The 25,971-nt window shown below is 62.0% G+C and carries 23 protein-coding genes and 3 pseudogenes; 15 read left to right on the top strand and 11 right to left on the bottom strand.

The genetic code is table 11. The features are described 5' to 3' along the window. Positions 1-11: 11 nt before the first annotated feature. Entirely contained in the window at positions 12-1,706 is a 1,695-nt protein-coding gene (locus tag BCA01S_RS25685) for an ATP-binding domain-containing protein (protein WP_027779381.1), read from the bottom strand. A 191-nt stretch (positions 1,707-1,897) separates the two neighbouring features. Between BCA01S_RS25685 and BCA01S_RS25690 the strand changes: the two genes are divergently transcribed. Both BCA01S_RS25690 and BCA01S_RS25695 read left to right on the top strand, forming a co-directional pair. Next, positions 1,898-2,524: a glutathione S-transferase family protein gene (locus BCA01S_RS25690; protein WP_027779382.1), complete on the top strand. Its 627-nt coding sequence runs from the start codon at positions 1,898-1,900 to the stop codon at positions 2,522-2,524. A gap of 147 nt (positions 2,525-2,671) precedes the next feature. Then, positions 2,672-3,283: a Fur family transcriptional regulator gene (locus tag BCA01S_RS25695; RefSeq protein ID WP_027779383.1), complete on the top strand. Its 612-nt coding sequence runs from the start codon at positions 2,672-2,674 to the stop codon at positions 3,281-3,283. Between the two features lie 61 nt (positions 3,284-3,344). On the opposite strand, the gene BCA01S_RS25700 is transcribed toward BCA01S_RS25695, so the two are convergent. Both BCA01S_RS25700 and BCA01S_RS35320 read right to left on the bottom strand, forming a co-directional pair. Beyond that, entirely contained in the window at positions 3,345-3,866 is a 522-nt protein-coding gene (locus BCA01S_RS25700) for a response regulator (RefSeq protein ID WP_027779384.1), read from the bottom strand. A 333-nt stretch (positions 3,867-4,199) separates the two neighbouring features. Further along, a pseudogene (locus BCA01S_RS35320) lies at positions 4,200-4,885 on the bottom strand (TetR/AcrR family transcriptional regulator). 31 nt (positions 4,886-4,916) lie between these two features. Between BCA01S_RS35320 and BCA01S_RS35325 the strand changes: the two are divergent. The 3 genes and pseudogenes from BCA01S_RS35325 to BCA01S_RS25720 form a co-directional block, all read left to right on the top strand. Continuing rightward, positions 4,917-5,483: pseudogene (locus tag BCA01S_RS35325) on the top strand (MFS transporter); the annotation flags it as partial. Between the two features lie 331 nt (positions 5,484-5,814). Next, entirely contained in the window at positions 5,815-6,864 is a 1,050-nt protein-coding gene (locus BCA01S_RS25715) for a hypothetical protein (protein ID WP_027779386.1), read from the top strand. Positions 6,865-6,922: 58 nt separating this feature from the next. Then, complete coding sequence (locus tag BCA01S_RS25720) at positions 6,923-7,996, top strand: TAXI family TRAP transporter solute-binding subunit (protein WP_027779387.1); 1,074 nt, start codon at positions 6,923-6,925, stop codon at positions 7,994-7,996. A 48-nt stretch (positions 7,997-8,044) separates the two neighbouring features. Here BCA01S_RS25720 and BCA01S_RS25725 read toward each other — a convergent pair whose 3' ends face one another. Next, positions 8,045-9,487 carry an aminotransferase-like domain-containing protein gene (locus tag BCA01S_RS25725; RefSeq protein WP_174447086.1) on the bottom strand — a complete coding sequence of 481 codons (1,443 nt, stop codon included), beginning with the start codon at positions 9,485-9,487 and terminating at the stop codon, positions 8,045-8,047. Between the two features lie 114 nt (positions 9,488-9,601). Between BCA01S_RS25725 and BCA01S_RS25730 the strand changes: the two genes are divergently transcribed. The 7 genes and pseudogenes from BCA01S_RS25730 to BCA01S_RS25760 all read left to right on the top strand — a co-directional run bounded on the left by BCA01S_RS25730 (position 9,602) and on the right by BCA01S_RS25760 (position 16,746). Continuing rightward, positions 9,602-10,489, top strand: coding sequence for a DMT family transporter (locus BCA01S_RS25730; protein WP_027779389.1), 888 nt, complete (start codon positions 9,602-9,604; stop codon positions 10,487-10,489). A 126-nt stretch (positions 10,490-10,615) separates the two neighbouring features. Continuing rightward, entirely contained in the window at positions 10,616-11,224 is a 609-nt protein-coding gene (locus BCA01S_RS25735; protein WP_027779390.1) for a GNAT family N-acetyltransferase, read from the top strand. 59 nt (positions 11,225-11,283) lie between these two features. Then, on the top strand, positions 11,284-12,141 hold the full coding sequence (locus BCA01S_RS25740) for a MerR family transcriptional regulator (protein WP_027779391.1): 858 nt from the start codon (positions 11,284-11,286) through the stop codon (positions 12,139-12,141). A 161-nt stretch (positions 12,142-12,302) separates the two neighbouring features. Next, entirely contained in the window at positions 12,303-13,898 is a 1,596-nt protein-coding gene (locus BCA01S_RS25745) for a flavin-containing monooxygenase (RefSeq protein WP_027779392.1), read from the top strand. A 49-nt stretch (positions 13,899-13,947) separates the two neighbouring features. Continuing rightward, positions 13,948-14,856, top strand: coding sequence for an SDR family NAD(P)-dependent oxidoreductase (locus BCA01S_RS25750; RefSeq protein ID WP_027779393.1), 909 nt, complete (start codon positions 13,948-13,950; stop codon positions 14,854-14,856). Positions 14,857-14,924: 68 nt separating this feature from the next. Further along, positions 14,925-15,805, top strand: a pseudogene (locus BCA01S_RS35330) (metal-dependent hydrolase). Continuing rightward, positions 15,802-16,746 (top strand): alpha/beta fold hydrolase, encoded by a 945-nt coding sequence (locus BCA01S_RS25760; RefSeq protein WP_027779394.1) that lies wholly within the window; start codon positions 15,802-15,804, stop codon positions 16,744-16,746. The pseudogene BCA01S_RS35330 and the gene BCA01S_RS25760 overlap by 4 nt, the downstream one beginning before the upstream one ends. On the opposite strand, the gene BCA01S_RS25765 is transcribed toward BCA01S_RS25760, so the two are convergent. Next, positions 16,721-17,275: a putative glycolipid-binding domain-containing protein gene (locus BCA01S_RS25765; protein ID WP_027779395.1), complete on the bottom strand. Its 555-nt coding sequence runs from the start codon at positions 17,273-17,275 to the stop codon at positions 16,721-16,723. The genes BCA01S_RS25760 and BCA01S_RS25765 overlap by 26 nt on opposite strands. Before the next feature lie 250 nt (positions 17,276-17,525). Here BCA01S_RS25765 and BCA01S_RS25770 point away from each other — a divergent pair, with 250 nt between their 5' ends. The 3 genes from BCA01S_RS25770 (at position 17,526) to BCA01S_RS25780 (ending at position 19,052) form a co-directional block, all read left to right on the top strand. Continuing rightward, a complete protein-coding gene (locus BCA01S_RS25770) occupies positions 17,526-17,927 on the top strand; it encodes an urea transporter (protein ID WP_042319428.1) in 402 nt (133 codons plus the stop codon). A gap of 54 nt (positions 17,928-17,981) precedes the next feature. Next, on the top strand, positions 17,982-18,758 hold the full coding sequence (locus BCA01S_RS25775; protein ID WP_027779397.1) for a class II aldolase/adducin family protein: 777 nt from the start codon (positions 17,982-17,984) through the stop codon (positions 18,756-18,758). 66 nt (positions 18,759-18,824) lie between these two features. After that, a complete protein-coding gene (locus tag BCA01S_RS25780; RefSeq protein ID WP_255218483.1) occupies positions 18,825-19,052 on the top strand; it encodes a 4-oxalocrotonate tautomerase in 228 nt (75 codons plus the stop codon). 110 nt (positions 19,053-19,162) lie between these two features. Here BCA01S_RS25780 and BCA01S_RS25785 read toward each other — a convergent pair whose 3' ends face one another. The 6 genes from BCA01S_RS25785 to BCA01S_RS25815 form a co-directional block, all read right to left on the bottom strand. Next, positions 19,163-20,368 (bottom strand): porin, encoded by a 1,206-nt coding sequence (locus tag BCA01S_RS25785; RefSeq protein WP_027779399.1) that lies wholly within the window; start codon positions 20,366-20,368, stop codon positions 19,163-19,165. 80 nt (positions 20,369-20,448) lie between these two features. Further along, positions 20,449-21,801 (bottom strand): TRAP transporter large permease, encoded by a 1,353-nt coding sequence (locus BCA01S_RS25790; protein ID WP_027779400.1) that lies wholly within the window; start codon positions 21,799-21,801, stop codon positions 20,449-20,451. A 7-nt stretch (positions 21,802-21,808) separates the two neighbouring features. Next, positions 21,809-22,279 carry a TRAP transporter small permease gene (locus tag BCA01S_RS25795; protein ID WP_027779401.1) on the bottom strand — a complete coding sequence of 157 codons (471 nt, stop codon included), beginning with the start codon at positions 22,277-22,279 and terminating at the stop codon, positions 21,809-21,811. Positions 22,280-22,432: 153 nt separating this feature from the next. Next, entirely contained in the window at positions 22,433-23,425 is a 993-nt protein-coding gene (locus BCA01S_RS25800) for a TRAP transporter substrate-binding protein (RefSeq protein ID WP_027779402.1), read from the bottom strand. A 646-nt stretch (positions 23,426-24,071) separates the two neighbouring features. Then, positions 24,072-25,025, bottom strand: coding sequence for an SMP-30/gluconolactonase/LRE family protein (locus BCA01S_RS25810; RefSeq protein ID WP_027779403.1), 954 nt, complete (start codon positions 25,023-25,025; stop codon positions 24,072-24,074). Beyond that, on the bottom strand, positions 25,022-25,864 hold the full coding sequence (locus BCA01S_RS25815) for an NAD-dependent epimerase/dehydratase family protein (RefSeq protein ID WP_027779404.1): 843 nt from the start codon (positions 25,862-25,864) through the stop codon (positions 25,022-25,024). Before BCA01S_RS25815 ends, BCA01S_RS25810 begins: the two co-directional genes overlap by 4 nt. Positions 25,865-25,971: the final 107 nt, after the last annotated feature.

A 25,971-nucleotide genomic window follows, 5' to 3' on the forward strand; every position in this document is an offset into this window, starting at 1 on the left:
GTGAGCGCGCGTCAGGCTTCGCGCGCTTCCTTGTTCTCCTTTCTCTCCTTGCCGTCGCGCAAATGCAGATACTGGGCCGCGCGCTGCGTAGCGACGATGATGAGCTTCATCGTTGCCCGCGTGGCGCCGACAAACAGTTTGCGTGCGATACGTTCGTCGAATGCATTGAAGTCGACTTCAGTGAGAATCACGCAGGGCGCCGCCTGACCCTTGAAACGGTAGATCGATTCGAACAGAACATCGCCGTCGCGATATTCTGGATTGCCAAACAAATCATATTTCCCGGTAAAACTGCGCAGCCGATGCGGGCCGAGATGATCCTGCGCGGTCATCGCCGAGCCTTCGCGTCCGCGAAACGACAGCACCGCGATGTCCTGCTTGCGAAAGCCAAGCGACAGCGCCTGGGTGATCGCGCGCTTGGTTGCTTCGATGCTGCCCTCGGCGGCGTTCGCTTCGTCGTAGACGGACAGCGAAATGTCGGAGCCGTCGAATGGACTACCCGACGCGAGCGTCGCCGCAACAGGCACCGCTGCGCCGACCACGTCGCGCACGTAGTCGAGAATGTCGCGCGGGCTACGATAGTTGGTGGTCTCTTTTAGCGTGGTCCAGCCGGGCAGCGCTACCGGTTCGCGCATATAGAGATTCTGCAGCGGATCTTCGAGCCACCACCACGCGCCGCCCGGGCTTAGCAGGCGTTCGAGTGCGGCGACCCACGGCTCCTGAAAATCCTGTCCTTCGTCGACGATCAGCACGTCGAATTGCCAGCGCGCGTCGATCGGCGTTTCCGCAAACATCGCTTCGAGTTGATCGAATACCTGGCCTGACTCGAAATCGGGCTCGCGGCCAGCATCGCGCGCAATCCAGTCGCACAGTTGATGATAGTTCGCGACCTTCGCCTCGGGCGGCGCCACGCGCGAGATATGGTCAGCCAAAGGCCGGTTGAAGCACACATATAACGGACGCTGCCCACGCCCGACGGCGTCTTTCATTACCTGCACCGCCAGTTGCGTCTTGCCGGAGCCTGCCGTGCCGATCACGCGCAGGCGAAACGGCGAGAATTCGAGCCGCCGCGCCCACGTTGCAAGACCGCCCGCGAGGCGTGTGACGAGCGTGCCCGCCTGGCCGACGAGAGCACTTGCGTCCGGGGTGAGCGCGAGTTCATCGGCGAGAAAGTGGTGGATTTTTGACGCGCATGGCAGGCGCGGCTCGTCGGCCGGCAGCGCGTCGCGAATCACCGCGGCGAGCCGGTCGCGGCGCGTCGCGTCGACGATCCGGGCAGGATTCACGCCTGCAATCGCGGCGTCCTTCACGATATGGTCGGGGCAATACAGCAACTCTTCGATGAAATAGGTGCCCGCGCCGAACGCGGCGGTAAAGCGCCGGTGCAACCCTTCGATGGTATGCGCGAGCGCGATCGCCACGTTGCGCTCGGTCTGCAGATAAACCTTGACGAGCCCCTTCGGTGTTTCGCGCAGAAAGCCGGTCTTCTGTTCGACGATCATTACGCGCCCGGCCGGACTGACGATCACAAAATCGGCCTCGCCGAAGACAGAAAAGTTCTGGTTGAGCCGCGTCCAGTGTACGCCGTGATAGACCGTGTAATCGTCGGGGAGCGCCTGTTCCAGCAATGCGAGCGTTTCCCGCTCGCGCGACGCCGCGCCGGTGGCGGCGAGGCTCTTCCAGTCGTCGGGGACAATGCGGGCCATGCGGTGCCTCGTCGTATTTCGGTGCGCTCATTGTACGCAACGCATTGAGCGGCCGGCGCTCCGGCGTTCTGTTGCGAGATCGCCGCATCGCTGCGCACGCATCCAAACGTATGCGCATCGTGTATCGTTACTGGTTGAACGCCGAGCGCGATGCACGGCTTGCCAACTGTCGACAAAAAAGGATTAACCGGATGATTACGATCTGGGGGCGCACGAATTCAGTCAACGTGCAAAAAGTCTTGTGGTGCTGCGATGAACTGGTGCTGCCGTACGAGCGCATCGACGCGGGCATGCAATTCGGCCGCAACAACGAGCCGGCGTACCTTTCAATGAACCCGACCGGCAAGATTCCCACGCTGGTCGACGACGACTTCGAACTGTGGGAATCGAATTCGATACTGCGTTACCTGGCGCTGCAGTACGGCGCGGGCAGTCCGCTGTATCCCGCCGAACCGCGGCTACGTGCGAGCATCGACCGCTGGCTGGACTGGTCGCTGTCCACGCTGCAACCGGCCGAGCGGCCGGTGTTCTGGGCGCTCGTGCGCACGCCGCCCGAACAGCGCGACGCGGCCAGGCTCGCCGAAGACATCCGCACCGTCACCGCGCTGTGGCAAATGCTCGACACGCATCTGCAAGGACGCTTCTTCCTTGAAAGCGACAAATTTACGCTGGCCGATATCGTGATCGGCGCGTATGCGAAACGGTGGTTCGGCCTGGACGGCGTGGAGCGTCCGCCGTTACCCAATTTGGAGCGCTGGTATTCGCGCATTGCGACCCGCCCGGGCTTCAAGAAATACGTCGACTTCCCGCTCACGTGAACTAGTGCGGGCAGCGGTGCGCAATCGGCGGAGCTGCGGAGCCGGTCTCCGTCGCCTGCTGTGAGCGCGTCCGGCGCGGCGACTCACGCCGACGTGGCAACAGGTTGGCAACAGGCGTTCGCCCTGGTTGGCCTTTATAATCGACGCATGAAGAACGCCAAGCCCGCCGCCGCTACCGCCGCAAACCCAGCCAGTCCCACGCGCACGGAGAAAACCGCAGCTTCCGCCGATGCCGTTGCTCAGGCGCCGGGGCACACGCACGGCGACTCGCCCGAAGCCGCGCTGGCTCTCGCGGAAGAGTACTGCCGCGAACGCGGCGAGAAGCTCACGCCGATTCGCCGCAAAGTGCTCGAATTGCTGCTGAACTCGGGACGCGCCACCAAAGCGTATTCGCTGCTCGACGACATGCGCCAGATTCATCCGGGCTCTGCGCCGCCCACGGTTTATCGTGCGCTCGACTTTCTGCTGTCAGCAGGTCTCGTGCATCGGATCGAATCGATCAATGCATTTACGGTGTGCCACGATCTGACGCAATGTCAGCATGGCATTCTGGTGGTTTGCCAGCAGTGCGGCAACGTCACTGAACTGCATCAGCCGAAGCTGCGCCAGGCGCTCGTCGCGCAAATCGAAGATGCCGGTTACCGGATCGCAAGCGACGAAATCGAACTGAAGGGATTGTGTTCCGCATGTCAGGCGGCAGAGGCGGCCGCAGCGGCTGTGCCGAAGACAGGATCGACGGCGCCCGTTGCGGCTAAATAGCGGCAATGTGTTGTGCTTGCGGCGCAAAGCCTTTGACGCTTCGCGCCGCGTTGTAACCTGCTCAGCGGGCTCCGCGTGCACCAATGGCGTCGTGCAGCAGAGTTACCAGATCTTCCGGTAACGCCGGTTTGGTCATGAAATGCTGGAAGCCTTCGCCGATACTTCGCAGACGGTAAGCGTCGTCGGTATGTCCCGTCAGCGCCACCGCTACCGAAGGCGCGTGATCGCCGCGAATCTCGTGATCACGCAGCCGCTGGATCAGATAGAAGCCGTCCATGGCGGGCAGTTCGAGGTCGCATACAACCGCATCCGGCAGCAGCCGGACGGCCGCTTCGACGCCCTCTTCCGCATCCGCCACGGCAACGACGTTTGCCCCTTCCGCTTCCAGCAACAAGGTCAGCGATTCCCGGCTGTCCGGGTCGTCTTCTACGAGCACGATCGTGGCCTGATCGAGTCTCATTGCTCCGTTCATTTTATGTTGTTGCTCTAAAAATCCGGTCAGGCCGTCAGGCTTGGCCAATGTGTCGCCCTGCTGGGAGGGTTGCTTGCCGCCGATTTGCGCGGCCGCGAAATTGCTGTTCATGGTTCGGACTCGAATTCATGTGCCGAGTTGCAAAAAAGGCCCACGATTGTAGACATGACCCCTGCAACGCGCGCACAGTAACGCGCCAAAATTGCACGCCAATGAAAAAACGGCTCCCGCCGTCCGTCTCCACGGCGACCGGGGCCGACACCCGATTCGCCGCGGCGGCATAGGCGATTGATTGCTTTCACTTGTCGCCGCGGCGTCTTTTCGTCATTCCTGCCGATTTCTTCTGCGACGCCAGCAGCCCCGTTGCCCGGCGTTCGCATTTACCCCACTGGTAGCACGTTATGTGCCGCGCATGGCAAGGCATGCAACAGGTAAGTTGCATGGTTAACCAATTTTCTCCGGACTAATGCCCTGCACGAGAAGCGCCACCGCGTGGCGGGCGATCTGGTCGCCGCCAATCAGGCGACGTTTGGGGTCGCGGCAAGCGACGTCTTCTGATTTGCGTCGCCGGAACGCTCCTGCATGCGCTGACGCAGCAGGCCGCTATCGCTGATGACTTCGCGCACCCACAGCGACGGAAACCACGGCCGCTCGACCCAGCCTGCACCATGCGCTGTGCGTGCTGCGTGATCGCCGCGACGGGATCCGTCGGCATGCTCCTGGAACGGCACGCCGAGACTCGCGCGCAACGGGCCGAAGCGCTCCTCGATGAGCACGTCGAGCGGTTGCTCACGCGTCTTGAAGTAGTAATGCATCATGGCCGGCGTGAAGCCCGCCTCGCGGGCAATCTCGCCGAGCGTCGTATCGACGATGCCTTGCCGCGCGAACAGCACGAGCGCCGCGTCGAGCAGACGATTGCGCTGCTCCGCTCCGCGCGAAGCGCCCGGCGGCCTGCCAGGCCGTCTTGAAGATGCGCCCTCTGACGCGGTTTTTGCCAGGCCGCCTGTCGCGGGATCTGCGGCAACCGCCGCCGTTTGCCTCGCGCGCTTGCGCGGTTTCGCCGCAGAGCCGCTACCCCCGGAAGTCTTCGTGCCGCTCGTCTTCTTATCGACTGATGGAATTCTTGGCATTGCACTCGTTTGACGCCCGAGAGAATGTCGCACATGGCGCTGGATTTTCTCTATCGACCTGCCGCTCGGCATCGTCTCGCTGGCTGTGATCGGCGCGGTCTTCAAGCCGCGTCTGCATCACGTCAAGCACAACATCGACTAGATGGGCGCTGCGTTTCTTGCAGGCGCACTCACCTGCATCATTCTGTTCACGAGCCAGGGCGGCACGATCTTGCCGTGGTCGTCGCCGCAATTGTGGATCACGCTCGGCATGGGGCTCGTCGCGATCTGGGGGTTCATCCACGAAGAACGAAGCGCGGCTGAACCGATCAAGCCACTCGAACTTTTCAGGCAACGCACGTTTTTGCTGAGCAGTCTGATCGGCTTTATCGTGGGCGTGTCGATGTTCGGCTCCGTGACGTTTTTGCCGCTCTATCTGCAAGTGGTCAAAGGCTCCGCACCGACAGAAGCCGGCATGCAGATGCTGCCGACGATGGGCGGCCTGTTCGTCATGTGGATGGTGACAGGTCGTCTGATCAGCAAAATTGGCCGCTATCGCATGTTCCCTATTGCGGGCACCTTGCTCGTGGCGATCGCCATGATGCTACTCGCGCGCCTCATGGAAATATTGATTGCGTGCGCCCGAAATTCGTCTGCGAAATGCGCGCGCCATACCACAAAAAGAATCGCGCGCGTTCGTCCTCATGGTGTGCGCGATCATTCGTCCTACCTGGTAATGTGCGCTAGCGCACACAACATAGGGTCGATCGTCCATTGACGTCCGTCTCGAAACGCCACATATTGAAACGGACGGCATGCAAGCATCGCTCGCTTGCCTGCCCGGACTCTCTGGCGCATGTAGATCGTGGTTTCCGCGGATACCCATACCGCTTCAAGCGCGATCGGAAGCATGCCGTAACGGCATTGTTTTCCTCAGTTGGAGCCATAGCATGTCCACTCAGACCTTAGCCGGCGATCGCTTTCCGACGCCATGCAAACAATGTGGCGGTGCGCTTTACCGGCGAGTGGATCATTGCCCGTATTGCGGCTCGGTTCATCCGCTCGATGCCGACGCACGCGCACCTGTGCGCAGCGCGCTGCACGAGAGTCGAGCCAGCACGCTGAGCATGTCGATGTTGAACGACGGTTTCGGCGCGCCGGCGCTCAACGAGCCCGACTTCCCCGGCGGCGCATTGCATGCCGGCCTCAACCTCGCTCCGGCAGGCGCGCTTCAGGCGTCTTCGTCGTCGCTGCTTTCGCCCGACACGCCGCTGTTGCCCGTTGCCGATCCTGCCGAACTGCCGCATCGCGCGGCTCTGCGCATGCGCCACGCGGTACTCGCGACCGCGACCATTGTCGCCGCGGGCCTGGCGTATGTCGGCTACGCGCTATTCAACGACAGCCGCGACCTGCATTCCGGCAACGGCGAGCAGTCTGCAGAAACCGCCCACGACGCCAGAACGACAACAGGTACCATCGCGCGATACTCGCCCGATCAGGCAGCCGACTCGCGCATCGCTGCGATGCCCGGCAAATCCACCGGCACAGAAGGCGTGCGAAACGCCGTACAGGCAATACCGGCCGCTGTACCGATCGCGGTGGTTTCAGCGAAACCGGCCACACCGCAATTCCGCGACGGCGCGCAAGCCCTGCGGGCGGCCCGCACCGCATTGCGCGCCAACGATCTGAGCGCGGCGCAAGCGGCCTTGGGCGCAGCGCAATCGCTGCAACCCGAGAGCAGCGACGCGCAAAGTCTCGCCGCCGAATTGAAACCGTTGACCGCGCGCCGCGACGCCGCGTTGCTGGCGGCGCAGATGTGCGCGGACCAGCAAACATGGCCGTGCGCGCGGGAGCATGCGAACGAGGCGCTGGCGCTAGACACCGGCAGCGACACGGCAAAGACGATCCTCGAGCGTGTGATTCGCGAAACCGGCTGGGCGCCGCTCAGTTCGCAGACAACCAGCAATGCCAGGCTGCCGCGGCAGCCTGCCGTCCAATAGTTCGGATACCGAATTTAATGGCTGGAAAATTGCCAACCCGACCCGATAGGTGCAGACCATGCTAAAGAGATTTCTGACGGGATGGCTAGGAGCGATGCTGCTGATCACGTCTTCGCTGCTGAGTGCCGAACCCGCGCACTACAAGATCGTCACGGGCCCCGAACGCGGCACCTACATTCAGATCGGTCAGGACCTGTCGAAATGGGTCGCGCAGCCGGCGGGCATCGATCTCGCCGTGGTCGCGTCGAAGGGGTCAGCCGAGAACGTGCAGCGCATGCGCTTCGAGCCGGGCGTGAAACTCGCGCTGGTGCAGTCCGACGTGTATCAGGCGTACATCGACATGGCCAACTCGGGCAATCCCGACGCCGGTACCGCGATCCGCCCGCTGCGCCTCATCATGCCGCTTTACGACGAAGAGATTAACGTCGTAGTCCGCGCGGATTCGCCGCTCAAAAGTCTAGGCGACATCAGGGACAAGACCATCAGCGTCGGCCTGCTCGGCAGCGGGACCGCGCAATCGGCGACTACCCTGTATCGCCTTATGTTCGGTCAGCCTATTCCCGAACAGAACGTCCAGCACCTGAGCAACGAAGACGCACTGGCCGCATTGATCGTCAAGAAAGTGGACGTCGCGATCATCGTGGTCGGCCAGCCCGCAAAGCTGTTCAACGATATGAACCCGGAACTGCTGCAGCAGATCCGTCTGCTGAAAGCCGAGCCCACGGCACCCGAAACCGTCCGTGCGAAGCAGACCTATTTCCCCGCCACGATCCGGGCGAGCAGCTATCCGAACTGGCTGAAAGAAGACGTGCCGACGCTGACGGTCAAGGCCTTCCTCGTCACCTATGACTATGGTCTGCGCGATACCGTGGGCAACCTGAATCATTTTGCCGACTCGCTATGCGCGAACTTCGACAATCTGCAGGAGCACGGGCATCCGAAATGGAAACAGGTCAAGCTGGAATTGCCCAGCCTCGTGCGTGGTTGGAAATATTACCCGCCTGTAGAGAAGCATTTACGCGCGTGCCTTGCAAACCGGAGTGCAGGCATCAACGCGGCCGCGGCTCAGGTCTCGGAAAAGCCGCGTAGCAACTGTACGAGTCAGGAACGCCTGCTTCTGCTGTGCAAGTAATGCATGCGAATGCGGAGCGGCAATGCATCAGCAGCGATCCTGCTGCGATCACGCCCGCTTGCGCTCGCCGGATGCGGCAGCGCTTTCCATCGCGCGCTGCAAGACCTCGTACACTTTCGGCCGGTTGCATTGCGAGACGTTAAAGCGCAGGTAACCGGCCGCCGATTGCGAGACGCTGAATACATTGCCCGGTGCGAACACGACATCTGCGCCTAGCGCATGGCGCGCGATGTCGGCGGCGTCGAGCGAATCGGGCAAACGCGCCCACACGAACATGCCCGCACGCGGCTGCGTCCATACGTCGAGGCCCGCGTAGTTCAGGCGGCGCATGGTTTCGCCCATCGCGTCCGCGAGCTTCGCGCGCATCGACTCGAGATGACGCCGGTAAGTACCGTCCACCAGCAACCGATGCACGACGCTTGCCGTAAGTTGCCCATTGCCGAACGACGTGGCGAGTTTCAGGTCGATCAGCGGCTCGATCCATTCGGTGCGCGCGGCGATGTAGCCGCAACGCGCCGCCGCGGAAAGCGTCTTCGAAAAGCTGCCGATCGACACCACGCGCGTGAGCCCGTCGAAGGCGGCAAGCCGCGGCGCGGCTTCGTCTTCGAAGTCCGCGAAGATATCGTCCTCGACGATGATCAGTCCGTGTTCGCCGGCGAGCTTGAGCAGCCGATGCGCGACCGCCGGCGCGAGCGTCGCGCCGGTGGGGTTATGAATCGCGGAATTCGTCACATAAAGCCGCGGACGATGCTCGACCAGCGCCCGCTCGAAGGCTGCGAGGTCCGGGCCCGACGGCGTATAAGGCACGCCGACGATGCGCGCGCGATGCGCCCGCAACAACGCCTGGAAGTTGAAATAGCACGGGTCGTCGATCAGAACCGTGTCTCCCGGTTCGAGCAGAAAACGGCACACGAGGTCGAGCGCGTGCGTGCCGCCGTCGGTGAGGACGATCTGTTCAGGCGGCGCTTCCACGCCGTGCTGCGCGAGCCGCCAGGCAAGCTGCTGACGCAGCGCGGGCAGGCCATACGGGTTCGCGTAGTCGGCGAGCGGCGACTGCGGATCGCGCGCTATGGCCCGCAACGCACGACGCACGCCGTCCTCTGGCAGCCAGGACGCCGGCATCCAGCCGCAACCCGGCTTCAGCACCTTGGAGCCGGGTTGTAGCGACTGGCGAGTGAGCCACAGCGGATCGACCTCGCGGTCGAGGCGCGGCCCGAGATCGGCAAGCGCAAGCGGCGGCGCATGACCTGACACGAAAAATCCCGAGCCGCGCCGGGCCACGATCGCGCCTTCGGCAACGAGCCGGTCATACGCCTCCACCACCGTCGACTTCGACACACCGAGCGTTTCAGTCATGACGCGGATCGACGGCACGCGCGCGCCGGGCATCAGCGAGCGGCTCGCAATGCGTTCGCGCAAATTGTCCATGACGATGCCCACGCGTGTTCCTTGCGGTTTGCCGAGTTCTCGCATCTGCCCACCTTGCTCCATCTGTACTGCTCCTTCGTCGGTACAGTTTGCACGAATTGTACTGATCCGTAGCTTAACCTTTTCGCGATGAAAGCGGATGCTATACGCTTCATTCCAATACGCGTGGACCTCTAGATGGAGAAGACAACGAATGGCTGGCTGAGCGGGCTCATAGGCGTGCTGATTTTCAGCGGCTCGCTGCCGGCCACGCGCATCGCCGTGCAAGGGCTCGATCCGGTGTTCCTGACGGTGGCGCGCGCGACCATCGCGGGCACGCTCGGCCTGTTGCTGCTGCTCGTGTTTCGCGAGGCGCGTCCCGCTCGGCGCGACATGGTCCCGCTCGTAATCGTCGCGCTCGGCGTGGTGGTCGGTTTTCCGCTTCTGACCGCGCTTGCGCTGCGCCACGTGAGTTCCGCGCACGCGATCGTGTTCGTCGGACTGCTGCCGCTTGCAACCGCGATCTTCGGCGTGTTGCGCGGCGGCGAACGTCCACAAGCGGCCTTCTGGTTCTTCTCGGCGCTCGGCAGCGGCGCGGTGGTCGCGTTCGCGATGCGCCACGGTCTCGATGCGTCTCCGGTGGGCGACGCGTTGATGCTCGCCGCAATCGTCGTGTGCGGGCTGGGCTATGCGGAAGGCGCGCGGCTATCGCGGCATCTCGGCGGCTGGCAGGTTATTTCATGGGCGCTGGTGCTGTCGCTTCCGCTGATGTTGCCGCTCGCATGGTGGACCCGCCCGGCTTCTTTCGAGGGCGTCAGCCACGCAGCGCTTTGGGGGCTCGCGTATGTGTCGCTGTTCAGCATGCTGATCGGCTTTGTATTCTGGTATCGCGGCCTCGCGCTTGGCGGCATCGCGGGAGTCGGACAGTTGCAACTGCTGCAGCCGTTTTTCGGCCTGGTGCTGGCGGGGTTGTTGCTGCACGAACAGGTGCCGCCTTCGATGATCGCGGTCACCGTCGCAGTGGTAGCGTGCGTGGCCGGCGCCCGGCGCTTCTCCAAAGCGACGCCGGCTCGCCGCACGGCGTGAACTGGCGCCGAGTCGTCACGCAACGATTTTTGTCCGGCTTCAAATTTGCGCGCGCGACGGGCATAGTCAAACGTATCCTCAGAAGAAGAGACACGACAGGCCGGACCGGCCGCACCAGGACCACGTATGACCATAGCCCGCCCCGCATCCGGCGCCTCGGACGCAAGCGCTGCAACCGCCACAACCGCCGAGTCGCCCGACCGCGACCCGCTTATTCGCGACGCAACCGAAGCCGACCTGCCCGCCATTCAGGCCATTTACGCGCACCATGTGTTGACCGGCGTCGCGTCGTTCGAAGAAGTGCCGCCTTCCGTGGACGATCTGCGTATGCGGCTCGCGTCGGTGCGCAGCCATGGACTGCCGTACATGGTCGCCGAGATTGGCGGAGAGGTCGCGGGCTACTGCTATGCAACGCCGTACCGCCCTCGCGCCGCGTACAGGAACACCATCGAAGATTCGATCTATGTGAGCGACGCCTATCGCGGTCGAGGCCTCGGCCGCGTGCTGCTACAGGCGCTGATCGACCGATGCGAAACCGGGCCATGGCGCCAGATGGTCGCCGTGATCGCGGACGGTGGCAGTGGCGGATCACTGTCGCTGCATAAGCAGTTGGGTTTCGAGTTGACCGGCACGTTGAGGGCTGTCGGTTTCAAACATGGCAGATGGCTCGACACCACGCTGATGCAGCGGACTTTGGGTGCGGGTGCTTCGACGCCGCCGGACTACGAACCCTAAAGCCGCAACCCGAGCGTCGTGCTGGTCCGCCTCCATACAGCGGGGGTAAAATTCCCGGCATGCCTAACACGCCGCCCTCCACGCCGCCCTCCACTCCGCCGTCGTCCTCGCCCGGCGCCGCGGACACGTCCGCAGGCGCCGCGCTGCGCAACGAGTACACCGTCGACGAACTCGCGCGCGTCAGCGACACAACGGTGCGAAACGTGCGGGCGTACCAGGACCGCGGCCTTCTCGCGCCACCGGAAAAGCGCGGCAGAGTGGGCGTGTATGACGACGCGCACGTGTCGCGTCTGAAGCTGATCAATCATCTGCTTTCTCGCGGCTACACGCTCGCGAACATCCAGGACCTGATCAAGGCCGTGGACGAAGGCCACGATCTTCGCTCCATTCTGGGCCTCGAAACCGCGATCGGCGGGCGCTGGTCGCGCGAACATCCAAAGAAGTATTCATTGGTCGAACTGCTGCAAATGTTCGGCGACAAAGCTTCGCCGAGCGCGCTCGCGAAAGCGGTCGATCTCGGCCTGCTGGAACGCGACGGCCTGTCGTTCGTGTCGGGCAGCCCCACTGCACTCGCCGCTGGCGCCGCGCTCGCGAAAGAAGGCATTCCGCTGGCCGATCTGCTCGACGCCGTCGGGGTCGCACGGCCGCATTTCAGCGCGATCGCCCACGCACTGGTCGATCTGGTGGTTCGCCAACTGGACCGCTACGATCCCGACGCGCTGCCGCCGCCCGCCGACGTGCCGGCCCTCGTGGATGCGATCTGGCGTGTGCGGCCGCTCGCTATGGTGCTCGTCGAAAGCGAGATGAACCGCGCGCTTGAAGAGGCCTCCGGCGACTACCTCGGCGATCGCGTCGCGGCCATCATGGAAAAGAAACTGGCCCGCTCGGCCGGCCAACCGAAGCGGCCGAAGAAGTAGTCCGAGGCACCGGTCGGCGCTTCGTTACCAATGGCCTGAGTCCCCGCCTGTCCAACCCCTAGAGTTTGGCGTCTAGACGTGCTCTTGCGTCGTCCGTGCTTCCGCCCTATCGTTACATCAATCAATGTAACAGTTATCAGCGTAATAAGGAGGCGATCCGGATGAACGCACGCATGCCACACGACGCCGCGGGCCCCGGCGCGTTCGCACCTATCGAGACGGACATCGCCATTATCGGGACCGGCTTTGCGGGGCTGGGCATGGCGATACGCTTGCGACAATCCGGCTTCACCGACTTTATCGTTGCAGAAAAGGCCGAGTCGGTCGGCGGCACATGGCGCGACAACCACTACCCGGGCTGCGCGTGCGACGTGCAATCGCACGTCTATTCGTTTTCGTTTGCACCGAATCCGCGTTGGACCCGCATGTTCGCGCGTCAGCCGGAAATCCGCGCATATCTCGAGGAATGCACGCGACGCTTCGGCGTGGAGCGTCATCTGCGTTTTGGACATGAACTCGTTAGCGCGGTCTACGACGACACGCGCCACCGCTGGCAACTGCGTTTCGCCAACGGGCAACAGTGGTCGGCGCGCGTACTGATTTCTGCGATGGGCGGCCTGTCGCGCGCGGCGATACCCGATATTCCCGGCATCGAACGATTCAAAGGAAAGGCATTTCACTCGCAGCACTGGGATCACGCCTATCCGCTCGAAGGCAAGCGCGTCGCCGTGATCGGCACCGGCGCCAGTGCGATCCAGTTCGTGCCGCAAATCGCATCTCGCGTCGCGCATCTCGATGTGTTTCAGCGTACACCGCCGTGGATCATGCCGAAGGCCGACCGCGCGGTGCGACCGTTCGAGCAGTGGCTTTTCAGACACGCGCCATTCACGCAAAAGATCATGCGTTCTGCACTCTATTGCATGCTCGAATCGCGCGCCCTCGGCTTCGCGATCCATCCCTCGCTAATGAAGACCGCGCAGAAAGTCGCCGAGCAGCATTTGCGCCGTCAGGTGCCCGATCCTAAATTGCGCGCGACGCTCGCGCCGAATTACACAATGGGCTGCAAGCGCATTCTGATCTCAAACGACTACTTACCCGCTTTATCGCGGGCGAACGTAACGGTGACGACGAGCGCTATCGAGCGCATCGACGAAGACGCGGTAATCACGCGTGACGGCGTGCGTCATCCGGTCGACTGCCTGATCTTCGGCACCGGCTTCCAGGTCGCCGATCCGTTCGTGCGAGGTGTGGTTCAGGGACGCGGCGGCGTCGACATCGTCGATACATGGCGTGACGGCGCGCATGCCTATCTCGGCACGGCGTTGCCTGGTTATCCCAACTTTTTCATGATCGTGGGTCCGAACACGGGACTCGGCCATAACTCGATGGTGTTCATGATCGAGTCGCAAGTCGAGTACATTTTGCGCGCGCTGAAGACCATGCGCAGTGAGCGTGCCGAGGCAATAGAAGTTCGCCCGCAGGTGGAGCGTGCGTACAACGAAAAGATCCAGCACAAACTCGGCCGCGCAATCTGGTCGACGGGCGGTTGCAAGAGCTGGTATCTCGATCCGAGAACCGGCAGGAACACCACGCTGTGGCCCGGGTTTGCGTACAAATTCCGCCAGGCCACCAGCATCTTCAGTATGGACGATTACTTCGCTTTCACATCAGCGCCCGGGACAACAATTGCGCATGCCGCCTCGCCGCACAGCGTGCACGGCAGCGTGCAGGCTGCGGCGTCGGCCGACGTCACCTGAAACACACATAACGACAACGCACATTCAGAGAGGACGGGAGATAAAACCAATGAAGCATTTCAACGATAAAGTCGCTGCGATCACAGGCGCGGGTTGCGGCATGGGCCGCTCGCTCGCGATCCGCCTCGCGCGAGAAGGCTGCCACCTGGCCCTTGCCGATCGCAACGCGACGAGCCTCGAGGAGACCGCCCGACTTGCGCAGGCCGCCGCGCCGCATATCGTCGGCGCGCCGCTGCTGATCACCACCGCTGTGTTCGATGTCTCCGACCGAGCCGCAATGTTCGCGTGGGCTGCGGAAACCGTCGCGCAGCATCGGCGCGCGAACCTCGTGTTCAACAACGCGGGCGTCGCTCTGTCCAGTACGATTGAAGGCATGGAATACGCGGATCTGGAATGGATCGTCGGCATCAACTTCTGGGGCGTCGTGCATGGCACCAAGGCGTTTCTGCCGCATTTGAAGGCGTCGGGCGAAGGCCATATCGTCAACACGTCGAGTGTGTTCGGCCTTTTCGCTCAGCCTGGCATGAGCGGCTACAACGCGACGAAGTTCGCGGTCCGCGGCTTCACCGAGGCACTGCGCCAGGAACTCGATCTGATGAAATGCGGCGTGTCGGCTACATGCGTGCATCCGGGCGGCATCCGTGCAAGCATCGCGCAGTCGAGCCGCATTGCGCCGAATATGGTCGGCTTCATGCTGGAGAACGAGCAGCAAGGCAAGGACGATTTCGAGAAGTTCTTCGTCACCACCGCCGACGAAGCCGCCCGTACGATTCTCGACGGCGTGCGCAGGAACAAGCGGCGCGTGCTGATCGGGCGCGATGCACGCGCCGCCGACTGGCTCGCACGCACGTTGCCCGCCGCTTACCAGGCACTTGTCGTGCTGCAGACGCGGCGCATGAAGCGCGATGCGGACAAATGCGCCCGGCGCGCGGCGCAGCTTGCCGACCGGCGCACTTGACGTGCGCGCCCGAGGTATGCGCCTGACAGCACCATCCAGACGCTCATAGAATCACGAGGAGAAAGGCCATGATGCCCGTTCGCCGCGACTTACGTTTCAACCTCCCGCAGGACCGTGCGTGCGACTGGCACGCCCAAGGTCGCATGTGACACACTTCTTCAATGCGCTTTCGCTGCTCTTTCCCGCCGGCGAGCGCTTCTTCATGGACAGCGTGCGCAACTATCGCGATCAGATTGACGACCCGGTGCTGAAAAAGCAGGTACTCGGTTTAATCGGCCAGGAAGCGATGCATACGCGCGAGCACGTTGAATACAACGATCTGCTGGAACAAGCCGGTTTGCCTGCTCATAAGCTCGACAAACGGCTGTGGGCCATTCTCAACTTCGGCCGCAAGGTGCTGCCGCATTCGTATCAATTGGCCGTCACCGTGTGCCTCGAACATTACACGGCCATGCTCGCGGGCTTGCTACTCAAGGACGCGTCACGCATCGAAGCGTCGGTCGACGGTTACGCGCAAATGTGGACGTGGCACGCGCTCGAAGAAACCGAGCACAAAGCCGTTTCCTACGACGTGTGGAATACGGTACTCAAGCCTGGACTCGGGCGTTATCTGTTACGTACAGGCGTTATGCTCGCCACCACCATCACCTTCTGGCTGATCGTGTTCGACTTTCATGTCCGTCTGCTGATTGCAGACCGCAAACGCGGCGGTCATCTGCGCGGCATGTGGCGAGTCGTGAAATACCTGTACGGCCCGCGTCATGGCGTCTTTCCGCGTATAGCTGCCGAATGGCTGAGCTTTTTCCGGCCCGGCTTTCATCCATGGGATCACGACAATCGCGCGCAACTCGCGCGTATCGACGGCCTTGTAGCGGCGGTCGACGCCTCCAACGCGGCCGCCCCGAATTCGCGTCGAGCAGCACGGCGCGGCGTGCAGGCGGCCGTGTGATACGCAACGCGTTGCCGGTGGATGCCGGCGACGTGCGGCTTGCGGCCTACGTGAGCGGACCGCGTGACGCGCCGCCGATCGTACTGGTGCACGGCTATCCCGACTCGGCCGCCGTATGGGAACCGGTACGCGCGCAACTCGACTCGCGCTACCGCGTCATAAGCTACGACGTGCGCGGCGCCGGCGCATCGCAGGCGCCGACGACGCGCGACGGATACCGTATTGAACGACTCGCCGCCGACCTCTGCGCAGTCGTGAACGCCACCTGCGGTGAGCAGCCCTTTCATCTGGTCGGCCACGACTGGGGTTCGATTCAAAGCTGGGAAGCAGTGACCGACACGCGGTTCAAAGGCCGCATCAGGTCATTTACCTCTATCTCGGGCCCGTGCCTCGATCACGCTTCGGTCGCGTTGCGTGGCACGCGTGACGCTCACAACAAACACAGGATAGCGAATCGATCGCCGCGCCTCAGCATTCGTCAGTTGCTCAGATCCTGGTACATCTTCTTTTTTCATTTGCCATGGCTGCCGGAACTGGTCTGGCGCATGGGCGGACTGCGCATGTGGCCGCTGTGGCTACGAATCACGGAACGCGTTGACGCGTCGCGTGACTCCACGCAGATGCGCAACGCGATCAACGGACTGAACCTTTATCGCGCGAATTTTATCGACAAAGTCTTGCATCCGCGCGCACGCCACGTGCATACGCCCGTTCAATTCATCGTGCCGTTGCGTGACCGCTATGTCGGGCCGGAATTGTCGCTGGGTCAGGAAGCCTGGCTGGGACCCTATGACCGCGTCGAACTCGACGCAGGTCATTGGGTCGTGCTGAGCGAGCCGCAACTAGTTGCTGCAAACATAGAACGCTTCGTCGCGCGACATCTGGCAGAGCCGGGTGGCCCGGTCGCGTCCTCGTTCAACGCTCGCGCGGCAGGCGAGTGAATAGCGTCGGATAGTCGATGACAAGGCCGTCGCCGTCGACTTTCATATTCGCCGTGAAGTCGCGGAAGATGCCTTCATAGCGGTACTCGCGGTTCAATTCAATACACGAATACGCCTGCTCGACACGCGTGACCTGCAAGTCCGGTGTGGAAATGTACGCGACTTGTATAGGTCGACGCTCACCTTGCGTGAGTTGCAGCCGGCGGATCGGCAACGTATTAGTGAACGGTGTGGCGGCAATGTCGATATCAACGCATCCTTCAATCGCGCTCAACAGAAGGCCGTGCCCATCGCGCCAATTGCCCTCGCCGTCGCCGTGCAGTTCCAGTTCTCCGCCGCCCACGATCTTCAGCCATGCGTAACGCGTGCGCCATTGCGCATCGCAGCGCACTTTATAGTGCAACCCGTAAGCCTTGACGTAACGCTGCCCGACCACGACGCTTTCCACGTCGAAGCCGTCGCCGCGTGCGTCGAACGACAGGTGTTCGATTCCATCGGCCTCTTGCGATGCCCACCGTACTTCCCGCATCAGATCGCCTCCTTATGATGAAACGCGCAGCAAGCGCGTCGCACTTCATATCGTAGCGCGAACGCGGGACGCTCGCCGATGCGCGTGCCAATCAACACATCGTGCGGATGCTCTGCAAATAGCCACTATCAACGCACGGGCATGCACACACCCGCGCGAGTGCCCTATCCTCGCGTTTCGCAACTGTTCGCCTCCGGCGCGCCATTCGATTCCAGATGCGCGCGCCGCCGAACGCTCATCGACCGATACCATGCATGCCGCCGCGACCGAAGCGCATTCCGCCGCCTTGCGCACACTGCTGCGCAGCCTTGGGCAGATCGTGCTCCAGGCGAACGCATTCACGGGGGCGTGCCTCGTTGCCGGCTGGCTGCTTTGCGACCCGCGCCTTGCCTGTGCTGCTTTGATCGGCGCAGGCCTGCATGTTCTGCTGGGCGCGGGGGCAAGCTCGTTCGACGCAGGCCTGCTAGGATTCAACGGCGCCCTCACCGCGCTTGCACTGACCGGCTGCGGCGTCTTGTGGATGCTCGGCGGCGTGGCACTCTCAGTGGCTTTGCAAGCGGCGGCGGCTCACGTCGGCGTCGCCGCGCTAAGCGCGCCTTTCGTCGCCGCAACGTGGAGCGTGCAATGGCTGAGGCAGCGTGCTGTTCGCTGAGACTCCGCCTGTCAGGCAAGATCGGGGAATACCAGACAACCTAAGGAGACATGTATGTCTTTCATCCACACACCCGCAGGCCGCATTGAGCAATCCGGGCCGACTTCGCAAGCGGAGCAGCAGACTCGCGTCGATCTCGCCGCCGCGTATCGCCTCGTCGCGCTCAACGGTTGGGACGACCTGATCTACACGCACATCTCTGCGAGCGTTCCGGACGAGCCGGGCCACTTTCTGATCAATCCATTCGGTCTTGCATTCGACGAGGTGCGCGCGTCGGATCTCGTGAAGATCGACATCGACGGCAACATTGTCGGCGCGAGCGAACATGTGGTGAACGTGACCGGCTTCGCCATTCACGCCGCAGTGCACGCGGCGCGCGCAGACGCGTTCTGCGTAATGCATTTGCACAGTACGGCAGGCGTGGCCGTGTCGGCACAGCCTGCGGGTTTGCTGCCCGCGTCACAACACGCGCTGCGTTTTTATCGTCAGCTCGCGTATCACGACTATGACGGCCTCGCCTTTACGCCGGCCGAAAGCCGGCGCCTCGTGGAGCACCTGGCGGACAAACCGGCCATGCTGCTGCGCAATCACGGCCCGCTGACCGTGGGCCGCACCGTCGCCGAAGCGTATGTGCTGATGGCCACGTTGCTCAAAGCATGCGAGATCCAGTTGCAGGCGCAAGCATGCGGCGCCCCGCTTGTCGTGCCTGACGACGCGGTCGCCACGCGCACAGCCGAGCAACTCTATGACGGCGGCGCAGTTGAAGGAACACTGGAATGGCCTGCGTTGCTGCGCAAGCTGGACCGCCTCGACCCGACTTATCGTGACTGACGGGCGACTAATACCTGAATTACCCTGACCATACCGCACAATGAATACCGCAATTGATTATGCGGTGTGCGGTGTCGATTAAATTCTCAACGGAGCCGAACCATGCCCACGTTTCGTATCGAACTGTTCGAAGGCCGCTCGCTGGAACAGAAACGCCAATTCGTCGAAGCAATCACGAAAGCGACTTGCGAATCGCTCGGCGTCGAGCCGAATTCGGTAGACATCATTCTTACCGACGTGAAGCGCGAAAACTGGGCAACAGGAGGACGCTTGTGGTCCGACAGCGGAAGCTGAATTGATACGCTGCGCGCGCGGTGCGCGCAGCGGTTTTATTGCTCAGCGACGCATGAATAAAATGCGTCGCTGTGGCGGCGTAACAACACGCCGCCGCTACCCCAGAGCCATTAGAAGCGGTGAATGATGCCCACGCCGCCTGCAACCTGGCTGCGCGACGAAGACGGCGCGCTGTTCTGACCGTCGCCGATATTGGCCGTCGCGTTGATGATGCTCACGCCGTTGTTGCCGATCGTCTGGCCGTTCGCACGCTGATACGCTTCCACCGCATACAGACCCGTACGCTTGGAGAGGCTGTAGTACTGCGACAGGTTGAACTGGTTATAGCTAGCTGCGCTCGAGATGCCATTCGATTCCGTCGCACGCGTGTAGCTATAGCCGGCTGCCAGATCCAGTGCACCAATCGGCTTGAAGTGCAGCACTGCGCCACCCGTGTTGAATGTCGCCTGATGACGGAAACCTGAGTTCACACCCGGAATGTATTGCACGTTCGAGTACGAGAACGACACGTCCCATTGCGAGTTGAACGCGTAGCCGCCGGTAACTGCAACGCGCTGCTGAGCCTGCGCCGTGCGGTAACCGTTGGTGATGCCGGACAGACCCGGGCCGGTCGTCGCGCCGTTATTCGACGTAGTCGAGTCGGGGCCCCAGAGACCGCCACCAGGCGTCGAGTTGTTGATGCGCTGGAAGCCTGCTGCGATACCGAACGGACCGTTCAGGTACTGCACCGCGGCGCTCCACGTCGAGCCGGCGTTGAAGCTGCCCGGCACGCCGCCCAACGAGTACGAACCGCTCACCGTCAGACCGTACATGTTCGGCGACGTGTACACGAGGGAGTTATTCGCGCGATAGATCGTATCCAGCGAATCGAGATCGCCCGGGTGCGCGCCGTAAGCGCCCGTCAGCCACGTAGTCGGGCTATACGGCGACAGCAGCGTGTAGTACGACGTGTACTGACGGCCAGCCGTCAGCGTACCGTACGTGGGGTTCGTCACACCGATCCATGCCTGGCGGCTGAAGCCGAGGCCGTTCACGCTCTGCGCGCCGGTTGCGCTGTTAAAGCCCTGCTCCAACTGGAAAATGGCCTTCGTGCCGCCGCCAAGATCCTCGCTACCCTTCAGGCCGAAGCGGCTACCCGCCCAGATGCCGTTGTTCATCTTGACAACCGAGCGGCCGCCCGAAGTCGAGCCGAGCGTCGTCGAGCTGCTTTGGTAGCCGATCCCCGTATCGACGATACCGTACAACGTCACGCTGCTCTGAGCGTGCGCGCCAAGGGCGAACAGGCCAAGGGCGGAGGTTGCTAGTGCCTTTTTCATTTATGCTCCTCTTTAAAAAAATTGTTCTTGACTACCGGTCATTGTCTGAACCGCGCAACCGGTGAATCGGGGATTTCAGGTCAGAAAACCGGGTGTCCATTTATCACGCTCGGCAACCACGTGGAAAACATCGGCACGTAAGTCACAATATTGATGGCGCTGAAGATAGCGAGGTAATACGGCCAAGCCACCTTGGTAGTTTCCCCAATCGACACATTGCCGATCGCGCAACCAATGAACTGCACCGAGCCGATCGGCGGGTGAACGAGCCCCAACGCGCAGTTCAATAGGATCATGATGCCGAACTGCACGGGACCGACACCGCTATGCATCGCCATCGGCAGGAACAGCGGCGTAGTGATCAGAATGTGCGCCGCCATGTCCACGAAAGTGCCGAGGAATACCTGAATGATGTTGATATAGAGCAACATCAGCCAGGGAATGCTCGTCGCGCCGTCGAGCATGTGCTCGATCGCATCGGGGATCTCCAGATACGCCATCTGGTAGCGCAGCATGTTCGATACACCGATCAGCAGCAACACGACGCCTGTGGTCTTCGCGGCCTTCGACAGTGCGAAGGAGAGCTTTTTCAGCGTCATCGAGCGATACACCACGACCGTCAGCACCAGCGAATAAGCCACCGCAATAGCAGCGGCTTCCGTCGCTGTTGCAATGCCCTTCGCCACGCAGACCAGAATGATCGCGATCACCATCAGGCCGGGCAATGCGCCGAGGAAGGTCCGCGCGACCGCCATCCAGCCCGGGAAGCGCTGCAGTTCGGTCGAACCGTCGGGGCGGCGCGGATAACCATAGCGCACGGCTTGCCAGTACGCGGCGATCAGCACGAAGCCCATCACCCACAACACGGGCAACAGCCCCGAGAACAGCAGATCGCCGATCGACACGCCGCTCATCGGCACGCCGTTCAGCGTGCCCGTAATGCCCTGCGCCGCGAATGCGTAGATGATCATGTTCGTCGACGTCGGCATCAACGCGCCCGCGAGCGACGAATGCGTCGTGACGTTGACCGCGTAAGCGGCGCTGTAACCCTCGCGCTTCATCAGCGGAATCACGACGCCGCCCATTGCCGACGTGTCCGCCGTCGGCGAGCCCGAGACGCCGCCGAACAGCGTACATGCGACGACGTTCGCCATGCCGAGGCCGCCGCGGAAATGGCCGACCGTTGCCTGCGCGAAACGCAGAATGCGATCGGCAATGCCTCCGTGCAACATCAGTTCGCCCGAGAAGATGAAGAACGGCACTGCGAGGAACGAAAACGCGTTCATCCCCGAGATCATCGACTGCATCGCGGTGGCAGCCGGCAGCCCTTCATACAGATACGTGAGCACACACGACAACCCCAGCGCGAACGAAACAGGAACGCCGAGCACCAGAAAGACGATAAAGCTAATAGAGAGGAGTGCAAGTTCCATGATTGTTCTATTTGTGTTTCTTTGCGAAAAGCGTCAGAAGGTTCTCGAATGAGAACAACGCAATGCAGACGCTCGCAATGACCGGGATCACGTAGCGGAGCGCTTCGGGCAGACCGAGAATTGGAATCTTGTCATGCAGCGTGGTCTCGGCCATTTGCAGCGAGCCGAAGAAAATCGCCACGGCGAGCGCGATGAGACACAGATGCTGGAACGTGTGCGCGGCGAGCTGACCTTTCTCCGGCAGACTCTTCACCAGCGAATCGAGCCCGATATGGCCGCCTTCGCGGACCTTCAGCGCTGCGCCGAACATCGCGATCACGATCACCAGCAACAGTGCGATTGGCTCGACGAAATCGGGAGCGTCGCTAAACACGTAGCGCATGACGACGCTGTAGATCACCAGCAGACTCAGCGCTGCGAGGCTGAGCGAGGCGATGACAGCGAGCGCGCGAAAGATAAAATCGTTTGGGCGTTTCATGAATCTCTTGACCCCATTCTTGCCTACGACGGACCGTTTTTACTCGTTAGTCGTGCTACTTTCCGTCACCTGTTACGCAATCGCGCAGACAGCGGAAAGCCTCGCAGTACTTCTGCAAGGCTTTTCCGCTATCGCGAAAGCGCGATGCGAGCGTTACTTGATTGCCTGGATCTCGTCGACGAGCTGCTTCATTTGCGGCGTCTTCTCGTACTTCGCCCAAACCGGCTGCATCACCTTGACGAAAGCCGCGCGGTCAATCTGCGACGATGCAACGATCTGCGCGCCGCCCTTCGTCACCGTCTTGCTCGCGTCGTTCTCACGCGCGGTCCACAGTTTCTGGTAGTAAGGCACCGAGTCGGCCGCGGCCTTCTTGATGATGTCCTGCTCCTGCGGCGACAACGTGTCCCACACCTTCTTCGAGAAGACGAGAACTTCCGGCGTCATGGAATGCTGGGTTTCCGAATAGACCGGCGCGACTTCGAAGTGCTTGGTCTCTTCGTAAGAAGGCAGGTTGTTTTCCGCTGCATCGACGAGGCCGGTCTTCAGGCCCGTATAGACTTCGGCAAACGGCATCGGCGTCGGCGTGCCACCCATTGCCCTGATTTCGTCGACCATCAGATCGGACGGCTGCACGCGCACTTTCAGACCCTTCATGTCGGCCGGCGTGCGGATCGGCTTTTTCGTGTAGATGGAACGAGCACCGCTTTCATAGAAAGTCAGCGCGATCATGCCCTTTGCCTTGAAGGCGTCCAGAATCTTCTGGCCTTCCGGGCCGTACATTACCTTGCGGAAATGGTCGATGTCGCGGAACAGGAACGGTAGCGACGGAATCATCGATTCAGGCACGATTTCGTTGAATGCCGCACCGTTTGCACGCGCCATGTCGAGTGCGCCGATGCGCACCTGATCGATTGTGTCGTTCTCCGAACCAAGTGCGCTATTGCCGAACACCTTCACGGAATCCTTGCCGCCGGTTGCCGTCTTGATCTGCTCACCCATGTACTTCACGGCCATATTGGTCGGGTAAGTGTCGCCGTGCACGTCCGACACGCGGAACACGCGCGCTTGTGCCGACATGGCGCCAAAGGCCAGCACCGATGCCGCGACAATCAACGAAACACGGGAAGAGGCGAACTTCTTGTTCATCATGACATTCCTTGAAAAATAGACGCCCAATCGATGCGAAGGGCTGCTGACGGCTGGCCAAACGCGAACGGCCGGCTGCAAACGGACAGTCCCGGAGTGACATGGTTTGGCTGGGTCTCCCGGTGCGGCGCTCGCGGTCTCCTACGGTGGCAAATGCTTTGCCGTGCTGTCCGTGCAACGTCCCCGGCACAATGATCAGCACTCCTGTCGGACAACTCGACTTCTTGTACTTCTGCTGCGTCGGCGTACTTTCACGCGAGCGATTGCGCGCGCCAAAAGCCGCCACTCATCGCGTTGCTATCTCGAAAAGCGCAGAAAGCTGTCTGTTTGCGCTTATACGTTGTACGACGACATACGAAGTCTATAAAACGCAGTTTGAGTTGTACAGACGGTATTTACCCGAGGAAACAACAGTTCAGTATGGATGACATGAACGCGCCAAAGGCGAGCCCCGGCGAGGCGGCACGCCCGATTGCGCGTGGAAGTGAAGAACGTATGCAGAACGACGGGCATTATTCGGAATAACCGAAAAACGTCGCGTCCGCACGACAATGTTGTATGACGAGTGATGAATTAGCGACTGCGAGGAACGGGCGCCGGCCGGACTACCAGGCCAGCGCCCTACGCGAGGACCGTGCGCAGCGACTTAGAGATCACCGGCGAATTCGGGCTCAGGCAAGCCGCTCACGCCAGGACGTACCGCGAAAAGATGCCCGTCATGTTCGCTCGCGCCCGCGCCCGGACGAATCGACGTGACGAAAAGCGTGTCGAGATCGCGGCCGCCGAACGCGCACATGGCGGGCTTGATTGCAGGCACGGCAATCTGCCGGTCGAGTTTGCCTTGTGGCGTGAAGCGCAACAGCGCGCCCGCGTCGTTCGCGCAGATCCAGTAGCAGCCGTCGGCATCCACAGCGGCGCCATCGGGCCGGCCAACATAGTGATTCAGATCCGCGAAGACGCGGCGGTTGCTCGGCTCACCCGTCTCGACTTCGTAATCGAAAGCCCATATCTGCCTGCGCAACGGATGCGAGTCGGACAGATACATGGTCTTGCCATCCGGCGACCAGCCCAGACCGTTTTGCGTAATGAGTCCGTCGACAACCGGCGCCGAGAGCACGCCCTGCGCGTCGAACCGATAGAGCGCACCGGCCGGCTTGGCCGCGGCCATGTCCTGCACCATCGTGCCGGCCCAGAACCGGCCTTGCCGGTCGCAGCGGCCGTCGTTGAAACGCATGTCGCCACAGGGGAAGACAGGCGCGGCGAGCTTGCGTCCTGTTACTTCGACGGGCTCGCTAGTGCGCACGGCTTGCGCAGTGGCATCGGCCGAACTGCCGCTCAAGGTCACCGCAAACAACGCAGTCTCGCAGCCTGCGAGCACGGTGCCGCGGCGGTCGAACGCGATGCACGCGACCTTCTCCGGCAACAGCCATTCGGAGCGCTCGCCCGTCTCCACCACGAGGCGCACGATTTTCTGCGCTGGAATGTCCACCCAGTAAAGCGCCTGTTCGGCAACACGCCAGACCGGACTTTCGCCGACGAGAGCCGGCGCCTGCCCCGCCGCCTCGACTCGCTCGACTCGCGGATTGGCCGCCGCGCTCATCGTTTTGGCTCCATCGGCCCGGCCAGTACGAACGCGCCGCCCTGGAAGCGTTGCGTAGGATCGTCGAGATCGGTGGTCGGCGCCGCGACGGGGAAGAGATGTTCGAATTGAACCGAACTGTCCTGCGGACGAAAGCCGAGGAACGCCGCCTTCGTGTTATCGACCCACTTCGTGCGATTGTCCGACACGCCGTACACGATCGCATGACCGACGCGATTGGTGAACAGCGAACAGCGCACCAGTTCGACGAAGTCGCGATAGCTGAGATACGTGACGAGCATGCGCGGGTTCTTCGGCTGCTCGAACGACGAGCCGATCCGCAGACACACCGTCTCCAGGCCGAAGCGGTCGAAGTAATAGCGCGACAGCGATTCGCCGAAGCATTTGGTCACGCCGTACAGACTGTCCGGACGCAACGGCGCGTCGATATCCACCACTTCGGTCACTGGGTGAAAACCCACCGCGTGATTCGAGCTCGCGTACACGACGCGCTTCACACCCTGTTTCTGCGCAGCCGAATACAGGTTGTACAGTCCGCGAATATTCGCTTCGAGCAGATCTTCGAAAGGCGCCTCGACGGAGATGCCGCCGAGATGGATCACCGCATCCACGCCTTCGAGCAGCGCGTGAACCGCGGCTTCGTCTGCGAGGTCGACGATCGCCGCTTCTTCGTGCTCGGCCACTTCGCCGAGCGGCGCTATGTCGGTTACGCGCACGACGTCGGCCCACGCCGCGAGTGCGCCGCGCAATTGCGTGCCGAGGTTGCCGGCGGCACCGGTGAGCAGAAGGCGCCGGAAAGGTTTTTGTGCAGCCGCGCGGTCAGAATTCGAATCAGTCATGTCTTTGTATTTATGAGTAGCACTGTCAGTGAAGCGAGAAAGGCGAATAGAGCCAGTCATGCAACGAGCCGTCAAGCCCAAAGTAAAACGAGCCGCGAAATCGCGGC

The sequence above is a fragment of the Paraburkholderia caledonica NBRC 102488 genome (assembly GCF_000685095.1).
Taxonomy (GTDB): domain Bacteria; phylum Pseudomonadota; class Gammaproteobacteria; order Burkholderiales; family Burkholderiaceae; genus Paraburkholderia; species Paraburkholderia caledonica.